A 15956-nucleotide genomic window follows, 5' to 3' on the forward strand; every position below is an offset into this window, starting at 1 on the left:
CACCATCGTGTTGATGGTGTTCTTCAGCTCCAGGATCTCGCCCTGCGCGTCCACGTCGATCTTCTGCGACAGATCACCCCCGGCGACGGCCGTGGCCACATGGGCGATGGAACGCACCTGGGCCGTGAGGTTGCCCGCCATGGAGTTCACGGAGTCGGTCAGGTCACGCCAGGTGCCGGAGACTCCCTTGACGTCGGCCTGGCCGCCGAGGATCCCCTCGGTGCCGACGTCCCGCGCCATGCGGGTCACTTCGTCGGCGAACGACGACAACTGATCCACCATCGTGTTGATGGTGTTCTTCAGCTCCAGGATCTCGCCCTGCGCGTCCACGTCGATCTTCTGCGACAGATCACCCCCGGCGACGGCCGTGGCGACGTGGGCGATGTCACGGACCTGGGTGGTGAGGTTGCCCGCCATCGCGTTGACCGAATCGGTCAGGTCGGCCCAGGTGCCGAGGACCCCGGGGACCTCCGCCTGACCGCCCAGGGTTCCCTCGGTGCCGACTTCGCGGGCGACCCGGGTCACTTCGGAGGTGAACAGCGACAGCTGGTCCACCATGCCGTTGAACACACCCGCGATCTCGCCCAGCAGGCCGTCCGCCTCGTCCGGCAGCCGGGTGCCGAAGTCGCCGTCGCGTACGGCGGTGAGCCCGGCCAGCAGCTGTCGCAGCTCCGGCTCTCCCACCTTGCCCCCGGCACGCGTACGTGACCGCGGTACCGGACGCGAGTTCTCGACCGTCGTATCAGCCATGACCAATCCTCAACGCCTCGGCACGTCGGCATGACCGTTGTCATACGACAAATTACGAGGCAGAGTACCCCGGCGCGGCTCGCGGAGGAAACGTCAGCTTTCGGCAGCCTTGGCGCGCCGGCGGGATGCGCGGCGCTTGAGCGCGCGGCGCTCGGTCTCGTCCAGCCCGCCCCATACCCCGGAGTCCTGGCCGACTTCCATCGCCCACTCGAGGCACTTCTCGGCCACAGGGCACCGCCGGCATACGGCTTTCGCCTCCTTGGCCTGCATCAGCGCCGGCCCCGTGGTGCCGATGGGAAAGAACAGCTCCGGGTCCTCGTCGCGGCAGGCCGCGTCATTTCGCCAGTTCCTCATAGTGCGGTCATCCATCCTTTCTGCTGAATTGTGCGGTCTCACGCCCGGTGCTCCACGGGTGTCCTTTTCGACTCACCGATGGAACCGGGCTCAAACTACCGACGCCCCGAACAGGCTTGTCCCATCGGGTGATTCGCGTCGGCCCCGGCCAACAGAGGAAGAAGCGCACAGGAATTGTGTGTGTTCCGTGTATACACGTGAGGCAGTCGGGTCCGGGGTGCACACGAGACCTTCGGGTCCCATCTGCACGTGGGCCCTCGGGCAGCGCCATTCGCCGGGTCCGGGAACTGCCCTGCCTGCCCGGCGGAGTCGCCGTCCCCGCGAACGCGGCCGCGCCGGGCCTGGCGGAGACGCGGCCGGGGCGCGTCAGGCGCAGTGCGGGGCTGCGGCTGAGCCGCAGGGCCAGCCGGCACGCACGGTCTTGCTGCTCGACCGCTCCAGCACCTCGACATCGCCGGCCAGCCGCTGAACGATGTGCCGGCCCCGACCTCCGGTGGCAGCCAAGCCGGCCGGCCGGTCCAGGGGGTGGGCCCGGTCGGCGTCGTCGATGTCGACGACCAGCCGGTTCCGGTGCACCTGGACGCTCGATCGCCACCAGCCGGCGGTGTGCCTGACCGCATTGGTCACCAACTCGGAAACCACCAGGACCACGTCGTCCACATCAGCGTGCGGGCATGCTCGGCCCACATGTCCGAAGTGGCGTGACGTGCATCGCCGATATCCGCTTCCGCCGAACCAACGATCATCACGGGTGCCTCCTTCTCGGTGCCGACTCCGCGACGCGTCCCTGCGTCCACTCGGCTTCCCCGTTTTCCCCGGTTTCCCGGAGTGACACCATGCATGGAATCCGTAACCAAGCGCCGAGCCCGGTCGGCGCCGGCGGCGTTCGACAGCACGATCAGGGGGCGAGCCTGCCCAAGAGCCCCCGCGGCAGCCTCGAATCCTGGCGAGCCGGTGCGCAAGGCACCGCGGGGACCTCTTCGGTGGAAAGATAGGGTGTTGTGCGGCGACCGGCCGAGAACGTCTGATTCGGAGTGTCACCCCCTATGGACGCGAAACCCGCTGCTCCCCGTGGCCGGCAGCAGGAGACCGCTCGTGCTGCCCGAGAGCTCATCGAGCTCCTCGAAGTGCTGTGGGAACGCGGCAGGGACATGGTGTCCCCGACTCCCGTGTCGGCGTCGCAGCTCCGCGTGCTGTACAGCCTGGACCGCGAGGAGGGGATCAACCTCCGCACGCTGGGCGAGCTGCTCGGATCGACTCCGCCGTCGGTCAGCCGCCTGTGCGACCGCTTGGAGGCTCTCGGGTTCGTCCAGCGGCTGCCGAGTCCGGTCAGCCGACGGGAGCTGGAACTGCATCTGACCCCTCGTGGCAAGGCGTACCTGCGCGACCTGAGGGCCAAGCGGCAGGAGGCTCTCCTGACCGTGATCGCCGGCATGCCGCCGTCGGGGCGCAACGCCCTGCTGAAGGGGCTCACAAGCTTCCAGGACGCACTGGGCGACGCGGGACCCGCCGCTGCACACCGCAACTCCTCGGCCAAGGACGCCCGCTCGGCCTGATCCGGCTTCCCGGGGTCAGGGCCTGCTCCCCCTGCCCAGCCCGTCCGACGGAAATCCTAGGTCAGCATGTCCTCTCGCAGCTTGGCGAGTGTGCGGCTGAGCAGCCGTGAGACCTGCATCTGGGAGATGCCCAGCCTCGCTCCGATCTCCGACTGCTTCAGCTCGTCGCCGAAGCGGAGCTGCAGGATGAGACGGTCCCGGTCGTCGAGTTCTTCGAGCAGGGGCTTGAGCGCCTGCAGATCCTCGACGAGATCGAGAGCCGGGTCGACGTCACCGAAGCGGTCTGCGATGGAGCCCTCGCCGTTGTCACCGCCCTCGGTGTTGGGCACTTCGAAGGAGCCGGCCACATAGCCGTTCATGGCGACCAGGCCTTCGGAGACCTCCTCGACGGGCAGCCCCAGGTGGTCGGCCAGCTCCGCTGCCGTGGGGGAGCGGTGCAGTGTGCCGGACAGCTCGCTGGACGCCCGCACCAGCTCCAGCCGCAGCTCCTGGAGCCGCCGCGGCACGTGCACGGCCCAGCTCGTGTCCCGGAAGGACCGCTTGATCTCGCCGAGGATGTACGGGACGGCGAAGCTCGTGAACTCGACCTCGCGGCTGAGGTCGAACCGGTCGATGGCCTTGATGAGGCCGATCGTGCCCACCTGGATGACGTCCTCGTCGGGCTCCGCGCGGTTCCGGAAGCGGCGCGCGACGTACTTGACCAGCGAGACGTTCATCTCGATCAAGGTGTTGCGTGCGTACTGGTACTCCGGCGTGCCTTCCTCGAGCCGCCGCAGCCTGTCGAAGAACACCTTCGAGAGCGACCGGGCGTCCGCGGTGGCCATCGCCGAGGCGTCGTCGACGCGCGGCAGCCACTCGCCGCCCGGGCGGTCGGAAGCAGAGTTCTCATCCAGGTACTGCGGCTGCTCCGTTGTCGCTGCTGTCACCGTGGCCATGACGCCTCCCTCTTGTCGGCACACCGTGCCTCGGCCCACCGTCCCGAACCCTTCTTCCCTCACAACAGTTGCCCTAACGCAAGAATTGGTCAAGTCGGGAAGGGGACCCCCGGCGGAACCTCGCGGCGCCCACCGGCAGCCACCTCGAGGGAAGCCCCCACTGCGCAGATACGCTCACCCCGGGTGGGTACATGCAAGGGACATACGGTTGCGATCCGGATCCGATGCGGAGTGTGCAGGTATGACGACGAGTCCCGCCCCCCGTCCGCAGTGGTCGGCCGAAGCCGCGCGGGCCGCCTGCCAGGTCGTGGAACTCCTCGAGGCCCTGTGGGAGCGCGGCCGGGACGTCGCAGCCCCGTCGACCGTGTCCGTGTCCCAGCTGCGCGTGATGTACAGCCTGGAGCGCGACGAGGGAATCAATCTCCGCGGGCTCGGCCATCTGCTGGGGGCCGCCCCGCCGTCCGTCAGCCGCCTCTGCGACCGCCTCGAGGCACTGGGTTTCGTCGAGCGCACCCCCAGCCCGGTGAGCCGGCGCGAACTGACCCTGCGTCTGACCGGGCGCGGCAAGTCCCACCTGGCCGAGCTGCGGTCGCGGCGCGAGGAGATGCTCCTGGCGCCGATCGGCGACATGACACCCACGGCGCGCGAAGCGCTGCTCAAAGGCCTGAACGACTTCCGTGACGCCATCCGGGCGGCGGACCCGGTCCAGGAGCACGGGCCACCGCCCAGTTCGTCGCGCTCCGCCTGAAACGGACGGACCGCGACACCCACCGGCCACCTCCCGTCAGCGTGCTTGCACGCTCGGCGCACCGCCGTCCACATCGTCATCGTCCTCGCGCCCGTACCAGTCGAGGCAGACGACCAGCGCGTCGTCGTCCAGCGGGGTTTCGCCGTGATACCGGGCGAGTTCGCGCAGCACGGCGCCCGGCACCTGGGTCGGCGGCAGCAGCCTCGTAGCCAGGAGCGAGCGCGCCAGCGCCCTCTGCCCGTATGCCTCCCCCGACGGGGACGACGCTTCGTACACGCCGTCGCTCCCGAACAGCAGGCGGTCACCGGGCAGCACCGTGAAGCGCTCGGGGGCGTAGACCGTGTCCTCGAACATCCCCAACGGCAGCTGGGCGTCGAAGGCAACGGAGTCCACCGTGCGCTCACGCAGCCGCCACATGCGTGGTGAGCCGGCGTCCACGGCCTCCACCTCGCCGGCGCCGAGGTCGAAGCGCAGCAGCAGGACCGAGACGTATGCGCTTCCGTGGTACTGGGCGTACACGGCCTGGCCCGCAAGCTCGGCCTGACCGGCGAGATCGAGACCGGCGCGACGGGCGTTGCGCAGCGCGTTGACAGCGAGGTTCGTCAGCAGCGCCGCCTCGATCCCCTCCCCCATGCCGTTGGTGACGGTCAGCGTCAGATGGTCGGCGGAGGCCGACCAGTCGTAGTTGTCGCCGAAGATCGCGTAGGCGGGCTCGAGGTGCGCGCCGAGGGCGAACTCCCGGCGTGCGCAGGAGCGCCCGGGCAGCAGTTGCCACTGCATCTCCGCCGCGAGCGTCAGCCGGGCGGCTCGGCGTGCCAGCACATAGAGGTCCGTGTCGCGCTCGGCGACCAGGATTTCGTGGCCGAGCGCCTCGCAGATGTGCTGCATCTCCGCCAGGAGCGTCGGCGCACAGCGGTCCTCGGGCAGGAGCACGGACAGCACGCCCATGCGGTCGCCGCGGATGGTGACGGGCAGATGCACTTCGACCGTGCCGGCGCCGGTCGTCACAAAGGGCTCCTGGGCGCCGAAGGCACGACCCTGCGGACTGCCGTCGATCAGCACCGGCTCGGTCGTGCCGGGCACGTTCTCCACAGCCTGCAACGAGTGCATTCCGTAGTCCGCCAACCGGAGTTCGACCCGCTCGGCGCCGTACTGCTCCGTGAGCGCTGCGGTCACCACGCTCAGCAGAGTGTGCGGCGCTGCGCTGCGCAGAGCCCGCTCGACAGCGGCGAATTCGTCCACGTCTCCCTGTTTCTTTCAGCATCCACGGGGCTCGGTGTGCCGGGTCTCGTCGGCATCACGAGGCCCGGCGTGCCGGGCCCACGTCCCTTGATGGCACAGTACGACGGCGCGGGCCACCGGCGAGTCCAGTAACCCGGCACAACATTTGCCGTACGGCAACGATACTGGACGCAGGTCGGTGCACGGACCCGAGTGCGGACGCGGGCGTGCGCCGACGAGGTGCCGACACGAGACGGGGCGAACAAGCATTCGCACTCACGATGGCCCCCTCCACCATCACGCTTCTCGGTGTGGCCACCACTCTCCACACCGAGGGTGCCGGCCGGCCCGTCGAGCACACACTGACCCGGATCGCGCCGGGTGCGAGCTCCGGGCCGATCGAGAACGCGCTGCCGTCCCTCTACGTGGAGCGCAGCGGATCGTTCGGCGCCGTGTACGGCCCGCTGACGGCCTTTGTCGCGCTGCTGCTCCGGGCGAACCTCACGGGCGTCGCCCTGTTCCCCGGTACGGCGTTCTCGGCCCAGCTCGAGGCCGCGCGGGCCGGGATGACGGCTCCGGTGCGCCCCGACCCCGGCACTGGATCATGACAACCCCGCCTGAGCCCCCGAGAGTTTGCCCTGGTGACAAGCGGGCAACCGGCTTGTAGAAGCACCCCTCTCTGGAGGCCGACATGATCGTTCTTGGACTCATCCTGCTCGTCATAGGTGCGGTGGCAGGAATCGGCATCCTCTGGACCATCGGAATCGTGCTGATCGCCGTCGGAGTGATCCTTTGGGTGGCGGGAGCCCTGGGTCACGCCGTGGGTGGCCGTAAGCACTACTGGTGACCCGGCGCGCTGCGCGCGGCTCGATCGAGTGATCTTCCGGGCAGACCGTGACGCCGGTCGGCCCCGTGGTTACGCGTGGCGACATGAATGTTCACACTCACAACGTCCGGCTCCGAGCCGCGCTGACCGCGTGCACCGTCGTCAGCGCGGCTCTGTTGCTGACGGCCTGCGGAAGTGACAAGGGAACAAAGGTCAACGCGGCGGGCCAGAGCCCGACCGCGACCCCGACGTACACCTCGACCGCAAGCCCCACCGGCACGGCGTCGCGCCTCACCGACGACCGGGCGGAGCGCCAGGCCCTGATCCCGGCGACCAAGGTCACCTGGGACAAGGCAGCCACCACCGCTGTGGGCGAGGTCTCCGGCTCGAAGCTGGTCGAGCTCGAACTGCAGCGCCACGAGGGCGGTAGCACCGCCAGTCCCGCGCCGAGCCCCGGCGGCCCCGAATGGGAGGCCAAGGTCGCCACCCAGGACGGCACCGAACACACCGTCCTCATGGACGCGGTCACGGGCAACGTGATGCAGTCCCAGGTAGATCCCGACCAGGACGCCGACGAGAAGCGCGAAGTCGCCGACCTCCTCGGCCAGGCCAAGTGGACGGCGCAGCAGGCGGTCAAGGCCGCGACGGACAAGAAGCAGGGCGTCGTCACGACCGTGCAGCTGGACGACAACGACTCCGGCCAGGTCGTCTGGTCGGTCGATGTCGTCACCGAGCAGGACTGGAGCAGGACCACCTACGACATCGACGCCACGAGCGGCGAGATCCTGGGTGAGCACGTCGACGAGGACTGAGCCCTCGTACGGTTGGAGATCAGACGGGAAGTCCAGCCTCACCTGGCGGTCCGGGCGGTCCCTGCCGGTGTCCACCCAACTCCGTGCCGGTGGTCCGCCCAACTCGTCCGCCTGATTCCGTGCCGGTGTCGGCCGACTCCCTGTCGGTGTCGGCCCACTCCGTCAGGGCAGCCCCAGGCCCAGGGGCTGCCCTGCACCCCGTCCCGGCCGCCCTGTCGACACACCCGGGACGGCCCCGGACCCCGGTTCACGCCGGGGCACGCAGCGCCTCGGCCGCCGCCGAGGCGACAACGTCCGCAACAGCCGCCAGCGCAGGTGAGTCCAGCTTCCACTGCTGCCAGAAAAGCGGAACGTCCATGAGCCGGCCGGGCGCGACCGCGATCAGCGCGCCCGAGCGCAGCAGCGGTTCCGCCTGCGGTTCGGGCACCATTCCCCAGCCGAGCCCGGCGGTCACCGCGTCGCAGAACCCTTCCGACGTCGGCACGTGATGGCGTATCCGGCTCGCGCCCCTCCCGTCGCCCGAGAGTGACCGCACGAAGGCGTCCTGAAGCTCGTCGCGGCGGTCGAAGACGATGACCGGAGCCTCACACAGGTCGCGCTCCGGCGCCCCGTCCAGGTGCCGGGCCGCGAAGCCGGGGGCGGCCACCGGCAGATACCGGAACAGCCCCAGGCGGCGCACGGTGCAGCCCGCCACCGGGTCGGGCGACGAGGTGACCGCCGCCATGACCTGGCCCTCGCGCAGGAGCGCCGTGGTGTGCGCCTCGTCCTCGCGGTGGAGCTCGAAACAGACCGGCGGGTCCTGCGGCACCCGGGTCAGCGCCGGCAGGAACCACGTGGCCAGGGAGTCCGCGTTGACCGCGATGGGCAGCCGAGCCGGACCCCGCCCGTCGGCGATCCCCAGATCCGCTCGCGTGTCCCGTTCCAGACGGGCCAGCTGACGCGCGAAGCGGACCACGACCTGCCCGGACTCCGTCGCCCGCACCGGCTTCGTACGCATCAGCAGCACCCGGCCGATGCGCTGCTCCAGGGCCTTGACCCGCTGGCTGACCGCCGACGGCGTCACGTGCAGGGCCGCGGCGGCCGCGTCGAAGGTGCCTTCGTCGACCACCGCGAGCAGCGTGCGTACCTGGTCCAGGGGAAGCTCGTCCATCACGAACGCTAATGGTACGTGAGAAACTTTAGCTGTACTGATGGCGCGGTGATCCATAACGTCGAGCGCATGACCCACGGCATCATCAGCGCGGCGCTCGCCGGATTCGGCACCGGACTCTCCCTCATCGTCGCCATCGGCGCGCAGAACGCCTTCGTCCTGCGCCAGGGGGCGCGGCGCCACGCCGTCCTCGCGGTGGTCGCCGTCTGCGCCGTGTCCGACGCGGCCCTCATCGCTCTCGGCGTGGCGGGCGTGGGCGCCGTGGTCACCGCATGGCCGGCCGCCCTGACCGCGGTCGGGCTGGCCGGTGGCGCCTTCCTCGTCTGCTACGGCATCCTGGCCGCCCGCCGGATGCTGCGGCCCGTCCCGGACGGCGGCCTCACCGCACAAGGCCCCGAGGCCGGCTCCGCCCGACGGGCCGTCCTGACCTGTCTTGCGATGACCTGGCTCAACCCCCACGTCTACCTGGACACGGTGCTTCTGCTCGGCTCCGTCGCTTCCGACCACGGCTCGCAGCGCTGGACCTTCGGCCTCGGCGCGATACTGGCCAGCCTGACCTGGTTCACCTCGCTCGGCTACGGAGCCCGACTCGTCAGCGGCCTACTGGCGCGCCCCGCCGCGTGGCGCTGCCTGGACGGCCTGGTCGCGGCCACGATGATCACGATGGGCGGGATGCTGGTGGCGGGGGCATGAGCCCCTCGGCATCCACATGGTGCGCCAGGAGCCTGGGGCGTGTCGCCGACGACGGCCAGCCGGAACCCGTTGGAGCCTGAGGCCATGATCGACCCGACCAAGAACCCCCGCTTCCTCCGGGACCCCTATCCGGCATACGCGGCCATGCGGTCCACGTGCCCGGTGCAACCCGTATCTGCCGGTTCCGGAGGCCATACCAGCTACCTGGTCACCGGATACGCGGAGGCCAGGGAAGCCCTCGGCGACTCCCGGCTCTCGAAAAACACAGCCGCCTTCTTCGCGGGCAAGGAGTCACGGAGGCGCCTGCACCCCGCAGTCGCCCACACCATGCTGGCCAGCGACCCGCCCCAGCACACCCGGCTGCGCAAGCTGGCGACCAAGGCATTCACCACCGGGGCCGTCGCGGAGCTGCGCCCGTTCATCGCCCAGGTCACCGACAACCTGCTGGACCAGTGGCCCGCCGGCGAACCATTCGACTTCGTGGCCGGTCTGGCGGTGCCGCTGCCGGTCGTTGTGATCTGCGAGCTTCTCGGAGTTCCCCAAGCCGACCGATCCGATGTCCAACGCTGGTCCGCAGAGCTGTTCGCGGCAGGAGAGCCCGACGTCATCGACACGGCCTCCCACGCGATGGCCGACTACATGACGGGCCTCATCGCCTCCAAGCGCCTGCACCCTGGCAGCTCTCTCCTCGACCGACTCATCGCGGCTCGCGACGGAGACAACCACCTGAACGAGGAGGAGCTGGTCTCCCTGGCCGTGCTGCTGCTCGTGGCCGGACACGAGACCACCACCAACGCTCTCGGCAACGCCATCCTGACGCTGCTCCAGCACCCGACCGAGCTGGACCGCCTTCGGACGGATCCGAATGAGGTCCCTGCCGCGCTGGACGAGCTGCTCCGCTTCGACTCTGCGGTGAGTACGGCCACCTTCCGCTTCGCCACGGAAGCCGTCACGCTCGGCGACTCCAATATCCCGGCCGACGTCCCTGTCCTGGTCGCCCTCGGGGCAGCCAACCGAGACCCGGCGCGGTTCCCGGCGCCGGACCAGCTCGACCTGGCCCGGGACGCATCTGCTCACCTCGCCTTCGGCCACGGCATCCACCGCTGCGTCGGCGCGCCCCTGGCCAAAGCCGAGCTGGAGATCGCGTTGCGAGCGGTGCTGACCCGATTTCCCGGGATCCGCCTTGCCGTACCGGTTGATCGACTGGGCTGGCGTCGCACCCGCCTCGTCCGCGGACTTACAACACTCCCCGTCCTGGCATAGGCCCGAACTACAACGGTGAAGCCGGTCTGCTCTCCGTCCTTCGGCCACCGGCACCGTCCACGCCGACGTGGTGAGCGGGCTTCACCCGTTCCACGGCGGCGCGGGGTGAAGCCCCACTACCGTAAATCGGCATGACCGTGCTGATCATCGGAGCGAGCGGGTTCCTCGGGGCCGAGCTGGTACGCCAGGCAGATTCGGGCGCTACGGCCGCGACGTTCAACTCCCGCCCCGGCGAAGCCCTCAACGTCCCATGGCATCACCTGGACGTACGCGATCCGTCCAGTCTCGAAATGGTCATCGGGACGGTGGCGCCGGAACTGGTGATCAACGCCTCCAGCGGCGGGGCAGACTGGGCGACCACGGCCGACGGCCCCGTCCGTCTCGCCGCGATCACGGCGAGACGAGGCATCCGCCTGGTGCACGTCTCCAGCGACGCCGTGTTCTCCGGGGCCCACCCGGGCTACGACGAAACGGCCCTCCCCGATCCCGTGACCCCCTATGGGGCCGCGAAGGCCGCAGCCGAGACCGCCACGCGCCTCCTCCACCCCACCGCGGTCGTCGCCCGCACTTCCCTGATCATCGGCGACGGCGGATCCTCCTACGAAAACGTGGTGCACGAACTGGCCGCTGGTACGAGGGAAGGGGCCCTGTTCACGGACGACATTCGCTGCCCGGTGCACGTCGCCGACCTCGCAGCCGCCCTGTGGGAACTCGCGCTGTCCGACGCGGCTGGTGTCTTCCACCTGTCCGGCCCCGACGCCGTCAGCCGCCACGAACTCGGCGTCCTCATCGCCCGGCGAGACGGCATTGACTCCTCCAGGCTGCCCACAGGGCGACGCGCAGACAGCCGCTTCCCAGGGGCCCTCGACGTACGCCTCGACAGCACGGCCACACAGCACCGGCTCACCACCAGGCTGCGCGGGGCCCGAGAGTTCCTCCGCACGGGACAAGGACGAGCCACAGCCGACGAAGCCCTTGACGACGCTCCGGCGTAGCGGTCTTCCTGGAAAGGAAGACCGCGCGCTCAAGGACTAGGTACCGCTGTCCTGGTGCCCGATCGCCGACCTCGCCGCCCAGGCCAGGATGCGGCGGGCGACTGTCCGCAGGACCTCCGCCGCGTGCGGGCGCAGTTCGGCGCTGTCGACCGGCCGTTCGGCACGGTGCTGGTTGGTGTGAGGCCGCGGCCCGGCGGGCGTCTGAGGGATGTCGTCACCCACGGGCCGGCTCCCATGTAGGCGCGGTCTCGGAGCTCCTGGACGCCCCGGCGCTCGCAGATCCGGATGATCTGGTGGGTGCGGGCTGCGCTCAGGCCGTGGGGGCGGCCGGGCAACGTGGGCGAGATCCACAGCAGCCGCCCCGACGGGCGGTCACGACCTGCACGTTCACCCCGTGCTGGCGGTGCTTGTGGGAGTAGTCAGCCCGGCTGTCGCCAACCCCGATCGCACTCCGCCAGGGTGCCGTCCAGCAGGACGTAGTCGGGATCTGCTTGGCACAGCGTACGCAGCAGGCCGGGCGCAGAACACCAACGAGGTTCCTGTCAATGGCTTGAGACGTCGAACACCTCCCTCAACGGCACGGGAGCCTCGTACCGTTGAGGACCCTGCATCGTCACCCGATCAGTAGCCACGGTGAACTCAGTGACTGCACCACTCGGCGGGACGCCATCCGCTGTCGCCCATCGCGTCGGAGAGCCTGCCGATCGCGGCGCACCTCTTCCCGGTCGCGGAGCGTCTCTGTGGCGAGTGGCCCGTGCCGCCAGGGTGGCCGCCCCGCTCCGGCGGCAGTGACCAGGTAGCCGTCCCGGTTGACGGTAAGTCAAGTAGGGCTTGCGGAACCGCTCTGAGCGCCCCCTGTTTCAGCGGTGTGTGCCGTGTCACGCATTTCAAGGGCCAGCTAAGTTGTCTGCATCACAGCGGAAATATCCATTTATCGTCCATGCTCGAAACGGTTACCGACTCCCGAAGTGGAGTCCATCGGCAACGTCTTGGGCGCGAAATTCCAAAGTGACCCATGACACAGCACTCGTGACATTCCTTCGTGTTCCCATGGAAAGGTGCCCCATTATGGCCGCTTACCTCTGTCCTCCTGCCGTGATACACGGCGAGCACGACGTGGAGACCAGTCAGATCGTTGCGGAGGTGCGCGGGCGGCATCCGCACGCGGCGTGGGCGCCGCGGATCGACAGCATCGCGGCCAGCACGGGCATTGAGACCCGCGGGTGGATGCTGCCGCTGGAGGCCGCCGTCGCGCCTGGCAACGGCGGCAGCCTGCGGGCTGTCGGCATCGGGGCGGCCCAAGAGGCGTTGGCACTCGACGGGTTCACCCAGCAGGACGTGGACCGCGTGATCGCCGCGCTCGAGACGATACCCGCACCACAGACCGTCCAGGAGCGCACCGCGCCGGCCTGGGAGGCCGTGCAGTCCTACGGGGAGCGTGCGGCGCGGGGGGCCCTGCAGATCGCCGGGCTGGACGCCGCAGACATCGACTGCCTGATCACCAGTCACTCCACCACCCCGGCGCTGCCGGGTCTGGACATCGCCCTGGCCAACAGACTTCCGCTGCGCAACGACGTGATGCTGCAGCCGGCGACGCAGTGGGCCTGTATCGCGGGAACCCGCTCCCTGGCGCTGGCGGCGGATCTGGTGGCCGCGGACCCCGACCGGGTGGTCCTGGTCGTGATCGCGGAGGCGCTGAGCACGACCTACCAGCCTGCGGACGACACTCTCGAGTCCCTGATCGTACGGTTGCTGTTTGCAGACACCGCGGTCGCCATGGTGGTCACGGGCCGCCCGAGGTCCGAGTCGGTGCTGCGGCTGGACGCCGCCTGGCACCACACCCTGCCCGGCACCCAAAATCTGCACCGCCTGGATACGCGGTCGGACGGCACCCACTTCGTGATGGACCGGCGCGGGCCGCGCGCCGTTCAGGAGACGGTCACCGCGATGTGGGAGTGGCTGCACGTCCGTTACCAGGACAACCCCGACTCCTGGCACCCCGACGTGCTGCTCGCGCACCCCGGCGGGACCCGGGTGCTGGAGTACATGGAGCAGACGATGCCCGACGCGTGGCCGTCGGGGCTGCTGGACTACAGCCGGGACAGCTACACCGGCGGCAACCGCGGAGGCGCCGCCGTGTTCGACATCATGCGGCGGGCACACGACGCGGGGCAGAAGTCAGGCAATCGCGCCGTCCTGTACGCGGCGGCACCGGGTCTCACCGCCACCGCCCTGGAAGGCGAGTGGCTGTAGTGCGATCCCACGCCATGTACCAGCAAACGGGCCGCCCCCATCACCGGTCACGACACCGGTACCGCCGAGGGCACCGCCCGTAAGGTCGGTGGGGCCGACTGACGCACGCCGACCGTACCTTCGCCGCACTCCCCCATACGCCGGCCGAGCCCCGCGCCGCAGCCGCGTCACCTCGCGACTTCCGCCCAGACCACCTTGCCGGAGTCCGTCCACCGGACCCCCCACCGGGTGGTGAGCCTGTGCACGATGTGCAGGCCACGGCCGCCGTCGTCGAGGAGGCTGCCCCGGCTCAGACATGGCCTGCCGTTGCCGGTGTCGCCCACCTCGCACAGCAGGCCGTGACCGGCCCTGATCAGCCGTACCGTGATGGGACCGGCGGCGAAGCGCACCGCGTTCGTGACCAGCTCGCTGACCAGCAGCAGCACGTTGTCCCGGGTGTCGTCCCTGGTGCGCCATTCTTGCAGCAGCGCGGACACCTGCGAGCGGGCACGGGCGGGGGCGTCGTCGCGGGCGGGCAGTCGCCAGGTCGCGGTGTCCCCCTTGCGGTAGCCGATCATCCGCGCGAGCAGCAGGGTCACATCGTCGCGCTGGCGCACGGGTGCCAGCGCGGAGACGACGTGCCGTGCGGCCTGCTGCAAGGAGTCCCAGGGGTGCACCCCGGACACGGCGTCCGCCAGCCTGACGATGCCCTCGTCGATCGACACGGCCGGATCCTCCACCAGGCCGTCGGTGAAGAGAGCGAGCAGGGATCCCGGGGGTGCGTCGAACATGTGCACGTCGAACGGCTCCCGCAGCGCGAACTCGGCGCCCAGGCCGGGGTGAGGGCGGACCGCGAGCGGGCCCGCGTGCCCGTCCGGGGAGACCAGGACCGGAGGAAGGTGGCCGGCGCTGGACAGCGCCACATGGTGGCTGACCGGGTCGTAGAGGGCGATGCAGCAGGTCGACCCGAGGGCGCTGTAGCCGGCCGCCAGCCCGGACTCCGCGTCGTCCAGCATCGTCACGGTCTTGTCCAGGTGCTCCAGTACCTCGTCCGGCGCGAGCCCCGCCGACAGCAGCGCGCGGGCCTCCATGCTCAGTTGGCCCATGGTTGCCGCAGCTCCCAGGCCGTGCCCGACGACATCACCGACCACCAGTGCGGTACGGCCGTCCGGCAGCGGAAAGCTGTTCACCCAGTCGCCGCCGACGCCCGCGCTGTCGGGCGTGGCGGGCTGGTAGACGCTGGCGATCTCAATGGTGTCGCCGCCGGTCCGGGGAAGCAGCCGCCGCTGCAACGCCAGCACCTGAGTGTGCTCGCGCTGGTGCTGACGGGCCAGGTCGACGTGATGGGCGGTCCTGGCAACCAGTTCCTGCAGGTCGAACAGCTCGCTGTCGCGGAAGGGACGGTCCGCCCGCCGCCAGACCTCCACCACGCCCAGCACGACGGACGGCGCGCCGTCCAAGACCAGCGGTATGCACGCCACACCCGCCGACCGGTCGCCGGGCACCAGGGCCCGCATCACTCGCGGACTGCCGAGTACCCGCTCGACCGCCTCCCGGTCGGGTATGACGATGGCCTGCGGGGCGTCGTCCCGCAGGACCGCCTGCGCCAGCAGGCGACTCGCATCGCTGGGAAGATCGTCGCCCGGAGTCACGTAGCCCTCGGGCCACGCCCGGTCCGGCACCAGAGCCGCCCGCCGTAGCCGGATGCGCCCCCGCCCCTGCCCGGTGACTCCCTCGCCCGTCCACACGGCGAAGTCGAGGTCGACGGCGGCCACGTCTCCCCAAGCCAACAGGGACTGCGCCAGCGACTGCGCGGTCTCGCCGATGTCCAGCGAGGTACCGATCGCGGTCTCCGCCGCGTACAGGTGCAGCCTCCTGGCCATGGCGATCAAGGAGACGGTCAGGCCCTCGTGAGGCAGCGCGGCAGGCAGGATGCTCATCGAGACCACCAGCTCCGACCCGTCGCCGCGCCGCAGGCGCTGGATCCGGGCGACGTGCGCCTCACCGGTCTCCAGGACCTGCCGCAACCGCCGTGTGACCGTCGGTACGTCCCCGGGGGGCAGGAAGTCGACGAAAGAACTCCCGGCCACGGCGTCCAGACCCGCGAATACAGGGGCGTCCAGATTGCAGCGGGTGATTCTCAGATCTCTGTCCAGGTTGACCGCCCCGAGAATCTGATCCTGACGGCCGGCTGCCGGGCTGTCGGGTACGCGAGGGCGGGTGGTGCGGTCGCCCCGCGCGTCGGCAGGACCGGGGGCCGCTGCCGCTCCGCCGCGCGGGATGTAGCGCCCCAGGGCGCTGCTGACCATGTCGAACGCCGAAGAGGGCGAGGGAGAGGGTGTGGAGTCCATGCGGCTCTCTCAGCAATCCCCGGCGCAGTGCCGGGGCCGTACTCGGACCCGTGCGACGGGGCCCCGAGAT

Annotated in this window: 15 protein-coding genes and 2 pseudogenes; 9 read left to right on the forward strand and 8 right to left on the reverse strand. The window is 70.0% G+C overall.

Features of this window, described 5'->3' with window-relative positions; genetic code table 11:
- From ACZ4SA_RS17985 to ACZ4SA_RS17995, 3 genes are all read right to left on the reverse strand, one after another.
- Positions 1-750, reverse strand: a 750-nt coding sequence (locus tag ACZ4SA_RS17985) for a HAMP domain-containing protein (RefSeq protein ID WP_468275275.1), incomplete at its 3' end; no start/stop codon positions are given.
- A gap of 93 nt (positions 751-843) precedes the next feature.
- Positions 844-1104, reverse strand: a complete 261-nt coding sequence (locus ACZ4SA_RS17990) for a WhiB family transcriptional regulator (protein ID WP_468275277.1) — start codon at positions 1102-1104, stop codon at positions 844-846.
- A 366-nt stretch (positions 1105-1470) separates the two neighbouring features.
- Positions 1471-2145 (reverse strand): ATP-binding protein, encoded by a 675-nt coding sequence (locus ACZ4SA_RS17995; protein WP_468275280.1) that lies wholly within the window; start codon positions 2143-2145, stop codon positions 1471-1473.
- A gap of 5 nt (positions 2146-2150) precedes the next feature.
- On the opposite strand from ACZ4SA_RS17995, the gene ACZ4SA_RS18000 reads away from it, so the two are divergent.
- Positions 2151-2660, forward strand: coding sequence for a MarR family transcriptional regulator (locus ACZ4SA_RS18000; RefSeq protein WP_468275283.1), 510 nt, complete (start codon positions 2151-2153; stop codon positions 2658-2660).
- 56 nt (positions 2661-2716) lie between these two features.
- Here ACZ4SA_RS18000 and ACZ4SA_RS18005 read toward each other — a convergent pair whose 3' ends face one another.
- Entirely contained in the window at positions 2717-3595 is an 879-nt protein-coding gene (locus ACZ4SA_RS18005) for a SigB/SigF/SigG family RNA polymerase sigma factor (protein ID WP_468275285.1), read from the reverse strand.
- 241 nt (positions 3596-3836) lie between these two features.
- Here ACZ4SA_RS18005 and ACZ4SA_RS18010 point away from each other — a divergent pair, with 241 nt between their 5' ends.
- On the forward strand, positions 3837-4343 hold the full coding sequence (locus ACZ4SA_RS18010) for a MarR family winged helix-turn-helix transcriptional regulator (protein WP_468275287.1): 507 nt from the start codon (positions 3837-3839) through the stop codon (positions 4341-4343).
- A 36-nt stretch (positions 4344-4379) separates the two neighbouring features.
- Here the strand turns inward: ACZ4SA_RS18010 and ACZ4SA_RS18015 are convergent, their stop codons facing one another.
- Positions 4380-5585 (reverse strand): PP2C family protein-serine/threonine phosphatase, encoded by a 1206-nt coding sequence (locus ACZ4SA_RS18015; RefSeq protein WP_468275290.1) that lies wholly within the window; start codon positions 5583-5585, stop codon positions 4380-4382.
- A 389-nt stretch (positions 5586-5974) separates the two neighbouring features.
- On the opposite strand from ACZ4SA_RS18015, the pseudogene ACZ4SA_RS18020 reads away from it, so the two are divergent.
- The 3 genes and pseudogenes from ACZ4SA_RS18020 to ACZ4SA_RS18030 all read left to right on the forward strand — a co-directional run.
- Positions 5975-6172 (forward strand): annotated as a pseudogene (locus ACZ4SA_RS18020) (hypothetical protein); the annotation flags it as partial.
- A gap of 83 nt (positions 6173-6255) precedes the next feature.
- Positions 6256-6411, forward strand: a complete 156-nt coding sequence (locus tag ACZ4SA_RS18025) for a DUF6131 family protein (protein ID WP_356636862.1) — start codon at positions 6256-6258, stop codon at positions 6409-6411.
- A gap of 83 nt (positions 6412-6494) precedes the next feature.
- Positions 6495-7202, forward strand: a complete 708-nt coding sequence (locus ACZ4SA_RS18030) for a PepSY domain-containing protein (RefSeq protein ID WP_468275293.1) — start codon at positions 6495-6497, stop codon at positions 7200-7202.
- Between the two features lie 247 nt (positions 7203-7449).
- On the opposite strand, the gene ACZ4SA_RS18035 is transcribed toward ACZ4SA_RS18030, so the two are convergent.
- Positions 7450-8352, reverse strand: a complete 903-nt coding sequence (locus tag ACZ4SA_RS18035; protein ID WP_468275295.1) for a LysR family transcriptional regulator ArgP — start codon at positions 8350-8352, stop codon at positions 7450-7452.
- Between the two features lie 69 nt (positions 8353-8421).
- On the opposite strand from ACZ4SA_RS18035, the gene ACZ4SA_RS18040 reads away from it, so the two are divergent.
- The 3 genes from ACZ4SA_RS18040 to ACZ4SA_RS18050 all read left to right on the forward strand — a co-directional run bounded on the left by ACZ4SA_RS18040 (position 8422) and on the right by ACZ4SA_RS18050 (position 11303).
- Positions 8422-9045, forward strand: a complete 624-nt coding sequence (locus tag ACZ4SA_RS18040; protein ID WP_468275297.1) for a LysE/ArgO family amino acid transporter — start codon at positions 8422-8424, stop codon at positions 9043-9045.
- A gap of 84 nt (positions 9046-9129) precedes the next feature.
- Positions 9130-10308, forward strand: coding sequence for a cytochrome P450 family protein (locus ACZ4SA_RS18045; protein WP_468275300.1), 1179 nt, complete (start codon positions 9130-9132; stop codon positions 10306-10308).
- A 131-nt stretch (positions 10309-10439) separates the two neighbouring features.
- Positions 10440-11303 carry an SDR family oxidoreductase gene (locus tag ACZ4SA_RS18050; protein ID WP_468275302.1) on the forward strand — a complete coding sequence of 288 codons (864 nt, stop codon included), beginning with the start codon at positions 10440-10442 and terminating at the stop codon, positions 11301-11303.
- 29 nt (positions 11304-11332) lie between these two features.
- Here ACZ4SA_RS18050 and ACZ4SA_RS18055 read toward each other — a convergent pair.
- Positions 11333-11824 (reverse strand): annotated as a pseudogene (locus tag ACZ4SA_RS18055) (transposase family protein); the annotation flags it as partial.
- Positions 11825-12371: 547 nt separating this feature from the next.
- Here ACZ4SA_RS18055 and ACZ4SA_RS18060 point away from each other — a divergent pair.
- Entirely contained in the window at positions 12372-13556 is a 1185-nt protein-coding gene (locus ACZ4SA_RS18060; protein WP_468275304.1) for a beta-ketoacyl-[acyl-carrier-protein] synthase family protein, read from the forward strand.
- 167 nt (positions 13557-13723) lie between these two features.
- Here ACZ4SA_RS18060 and ACZ4SA_RS18065 read toward each other — a convergent pair whose 3' ends face one another.
- Positions 13724-15886, reverse strand: coding sequence for an ATP-binding SpoIIE family protein phosphatase (locus ACZ4SA_RS18065; protein ID WP_468275307.1), 2163 nt, complete (start codon positions 15884-15886; stop codon positions 13724-13726).
- Positions 15887-15956 lie beyond the last annotated feature (70 nt).

The sequence above is a fragment of the Streptomyces sp. NPDC027962 genome (genome assembly GCF_055566095.1).

Excerpts from the sequence above, each read along its gene's own strand:
- ACZ4SA_RS17990 (WP_468275277.1), bottom strand. The coding sequence starts at position 1,104 with ATGAGGAACTGGCGAAATGACGCGGCCTGCCGCGACGAGGACCCGGAG.
- ACZ4SA_RS18000 (WP_468275283.1), top strand. The coding sequence starts at position 2,151 with ATGGACGCGAAACCCGCTGCTCCCCGTGGCCGGCAGCAGGAGACCGCT.
- ACZ4SA_RS18005 (WP_468275285.1), bottom strand. The coding sequence starts at position 3,595 with ATGGCCACGGTGACAGCAGCGACAACGGAGCAGCCGCAGTACCTGGAT.
- ACZ4SA_RS18010 (WP_468275287.1), top strand. The coding sequence starts at position 3,837 with ATGACGACGAGTCCCGCCCCCCGTCCGCAGTGGTCGGCCGAAGCCGCG.
- ACZ4SA_RS18025 (WP_356636862.1), top strand. The coding sequence starts at position 6,256 with ATGATCGTTCTTGGACTCATCCTGCTCGTCATAGGTGCGGTGGCAGGA.
- ACZ4SA_RS18030 (WP_468275293.1), top strand. The coding sequence starts at position 6,495 with ATGAATGTTCACACTCACAACGTCCGGCTCCGAGCCGCGCTGACCGCG.
- ACZ4SA_RS18035 (WP_468275295.1), bottom strand. The coding sequence starts at position 8,352 with ATGGACGAGCTTCCCCTGGACCAGGTACGCACGCTGCTCGCGGTGGTC.
- ACZ4SA_RS18040 (WP_468275297.1), top strand. The coding sequence starts at position 8,422 with ATGACCCACGGCATCATCAGCGCGGCGCTCGCCGGATTCGGCACCGGA.
- ACZ4SA_RS18045 (WP_468275300.1), top strand. The coding sequence starts at position 9,130 with ATGATCGACCCGACCAAGAACCCCCGCTTCCTCCGGGACCCCTATCCG.
- ACZ4SA_RS18050 (WP_468275302.1), top strand. The coding sequence starts at position 10,440 with ATGACCGTGCTGATCATCGGAGCGAGCGGGTTCCTCGGGGCCGAGCTG.
- ACZ4SA_RS18060 (WP_468275304.1), top strand. The coding sequence starts at position 12,372 with ATGGCCGCTTACCTCTGTCCTCCTGCCGTGATACACGGCGAGCACGAC.
- ACZ4SA_RS18065 (WP_468275307.1), bottom strand. The coding sequence starts at position 15,886 with ATGGACTCCACACCCTCTCCCTCGCCCTCTTCGGCGTTCGACATGGTC.